The 2535-nt window shown below is 59.1% G+C and carries 5 protein-coding genes; 3 read left to right on the forward strand and 2 right to left on the reverse strand.

Annotated features, from left to right (window positions below):
* Positions 1-252 precede the first annotated feature (252 nt).
* Positions 253-765 (forward strand): S26 family signal peptidase, encoded by a 513-nt coding sequence (locus A2I95_RS31140; protein WP_291736048.1) that lies wholly within the window; start codon positions 253-255, stop codon positions 763-765.
* A gap of 4 nt (positions 766-769) precedes the next feature.
* On the opposite strand, the gene A2I95_RS31145 is transcribed toward A2I95_RS31140, so the two are convergent.
* Together A2I95_RS31145 and A2I95_RS42680 are read right to left on the reverse strand one after the other, a co-directional pair.
* Positions 770-994, reverse strand: a complete 225-nt coding sequence (locus A2I95_RS31145) for a BrnA antitoxin family protein (RefSeq protein WP_291736050.1) — start codon at positions 992-994, stop codon at positions 770-772.
* Positions 981-1247, reverse strand: coding sequence for a BrnT family toxin (locus tag A2I95_RS42680; RefSeq protein WP_367153107.1), 267 nt, complete (start codon positions 1245-1247; stop codon positions 981-983). The genes A2I95_RS31145 and A2I95_RS42680 overlap by 14 nt, the downstream gene beginning before the upstream one ends.
* 87 nt (positions 1248-1334) lie before the next feature.
* On the opposite strand from A2I95_RS42680, the gene traW reads away from it, so the two are divergent.
* Both traW and A2I95_RS31155 read left to right on the forward strand, forming a co-directional pair.
* Entirely contained in the window at positions 1335-1946 is a 612-nt protein-coding gene (gene traW, locus A2I95_RS31150; RefSeq protein WP_291736053.1) for a type-F conjugative transfer system protein TraW, read from the forward strand.
* On the forward strand, positions 1943-2535 hold a 593-nt coding region (locus tag A2I95_RS31155), incomplete at its 3' end, for a TraU family protein (protein ID WP_291736055.1). The genes traW and A2I95_RS31155, both read left to right, overlap by 4 nt.

Below are 2535 nucleotides of genomic sequence, written 5' to 3' on the forward strand. Positions count from 1 at the left end.
GTGCAGGGCAGCGCGATCAAGGAAGATCTGGACAGCGGCACCACGACGCTGAAAGGAACCGGTCGAATGGCCGGGTGCCGGATGAACAATTCGGGGACACACTCCCAGCGTTCCAGCAGGCTGTTCAGTTGGAAATTGACCGGCTGTCCGGCCAGACCGGTCAAATTGTTGTCCGTAAAGGCGCCGTCCTATCGGCTGTGGGCCTTCAGGCCGCAGATGTCACCGGAATCATCATGGAAAAGGTGCTGAGTGATGCGGCGTTCTAAGCTGGTTATAATCCTGCCTGTCCTGGCAGTGACCGTTGCCGGTTACTACGGGCTTGCCTGCGGGCGGCTGGTCGTGAATGCGACCGGCAGCCTGAAAGGCAATGCCTATGCGATGGTGACCTGGCCGCTCATTCTGCGGCCGGGAACGATCGTTGCGGTCGAAATGCCGGAGGTCCTTGAGGATAAATTCGGCGGGCATGAGCTTTACCTGACCAAGCGGATTGCCGGGGTTGCCGGCGATCTGGTCCGCCGCTCGGGAAAAAGCCTCTGCATCAATAGAACCTGTGTCGAAGGGCAGCTGAAGGACGGCGCGCTCGTTGCACCGCTGTGGCAGGGCGATGTGGTGCCGGACGGCATGATTGCTGTGTTCGGAGACAGTCCGGACAGCCTGGACAGCCGGTATGCGGTGATCGGTCCGCTGCCGGTATCGGAAGTCATCGCCGCAGGATTTGAAATCCCTTTCCCCCATTGGACAGACCTTGCGGAGCGCTGGAAATGACCGTTCATAATTCCAGAGCGTCCCTCAAAAGCGTGTTGACCCGTGTCTGCCAGCCTTTTCCGCTGGTCCGAAGCTTCGACAGCACATCCGGATCGAGCATGATGCTGACACGCTCCTTCTTTGTTCCTTCCGGCAAGGGCGGCCTGCCGCGGACAGCTGCTTTGAAGAAAGCCTCGTCAAGCTCAAGGGCATCACCCTCTTCATCAATGTATGACTTACGTTCCGGCATAGAATCTCACCTCTCTGCTGTTAGCCTTTCGCAGGCTGATCAGTCTGCACGCCCCCGCGCGCTCAGTCCACACGGCGACATAGTGACGATCACCAATAATGCTGATCGAGACAAACCGCCTCTCGCCATAGTCCATTCGGGTATCTTCCCGGGTAACCGCCGCTTCCCAGTTAAAACTCTCCACGATGCTAAAATCGCACCCGTGTTTCTCAAGGTTGCGAATGCGCTTCGCTGTATCCCAAACAAGTTTCATGGACTTTTTGTATGTATAAAAAATAGGGGATGCAACAGAGCATTTCAATGGCTGCGCTGTCTGACCGCTTGCCTGCTTCAAACGGTCATGCTCGCTGCCGCCGCAGGGCAGGGGGCTGCAAAAGATCTCGGCACCCACGGCCCATTGTTCGAGGTGGCTGAACCCTCGCTGCTGGACACGATCAAGACCCGGCTCTTGGAAATGGAAGCGGCTGGCGAGCTGGATCAGATGCGGCAGGACATGCAGGACACCACGCGGGCCTATGTGAACCGGCCGCGTCCGGTTCAGGGTATCGGCAAAGCGGAGGAATACGCGGTCTGGGAGGTCGATATGTCGATCACCCTGAAAGAGGATCTGGCGGACCACCAGGGCCGGGTCTTCGCCCGCGCTGGCACGGTCGTGAACCCGTTGGCCTATTCCCGCTTTGAAAAACGCATCGTCCTGCTGGATGGTGACGACCCGGATCAGGTGGGTTTTGCGCTGGCGGATGGCGGCGAACTGGACACGCTTCTGGTGCTGGTAAACGGTGATCCGCTGGGCCTGATGCGCGAGCATGGCCGCCGGTTCTATTTCGACCAGGATGCTGTGCTGGTGAAACGCTTCGGCATTCGCAATGTGCCTGCCGTGGTGCAGCGCGCGGATCCCGTCATGCAGGTGGAAGAAATCGTGCTCGGAAAGGGCGGGGAGGTGCTGCAATGAACCTGCGCAGCCTGATCCTGGCCTTTGCCTTCGGCCTCGCCGCTACCCAAGCGGCAGCAATCTGCAACAAACGGTTTCTGAACCCCATCACGGAAGTTTGCTGGGACTGCATCTTTCCCATCTCCATCGGCGGCCTGAGCCTGAGCTTTGGCGCCAGCCGCCCGGATACGAGAAACCAGACCTTCCCGCTCTGCGTCTGCCCGGGTGTGCCGCCCCGGCTTGGCCTGTCCATTGGTCTTTGGGAACCGGCCCGGTTGGTCGATGTGGCCAATGAGCCGGGCTGCTTCGTGAACATGGGCTTTGACATGGATTTTGGGCTGCTGTCGCTCGGCAAGTCCTCAGCCACCCAGCAAAGCGGCGGCAGCACCGGGTCGCGCTGGCAGGCACATTATTACTTCTACCCGCTGATTTCCTGGCTTGGTGTGGTGGTTGATGGTCTCTGCCAGCAAAGCGCGCAATTCGATGTTGCCTATATCTCGGAAATTGACCCGCTCTGGCAGGACGCGGAACTGAACAACCTGATCAATCCGGAGGCAATCCTGTTTGCCAATCCGATTGCCCAGGCGGCCTGCGCTGCAGATTGCACAAA

It is taken from the genome of Leisingera sp. F5, from assembly GCF_001593695.1.

Bases quoted from the DNA above. Each gene is read 5' to 3' on its own strand.
- A2I95_RS42680 (WP_367153107.1), bottom strand. From the start codon at position 1,247: ATGAAACTTGTTTGGGATACAGCGAAGCGCATTCGCAACCTTGAGAAA.
- A2I95_RS31145 (WP_291736050.1), bottom strand. From the start codon at position 994: ATGCCGGAACGTAAGTCATACATTGATGAAGAGGGTGATGCCCTTGAG.
- traW (WP_291736053.1), top strand. From the start codon at position 1,335: ATGCTCGCTGCCGCCGCAGGGCAGGGGGCTGCAAAAGATCTCGGCACC.
- A2I95_RS31140 (WP_291736048.1), top strand. From the start codon at position 253: ATGCGGCGTTCTAAGCTGGTTATAATCCTGCCTGTCCTGGCAGTGACC.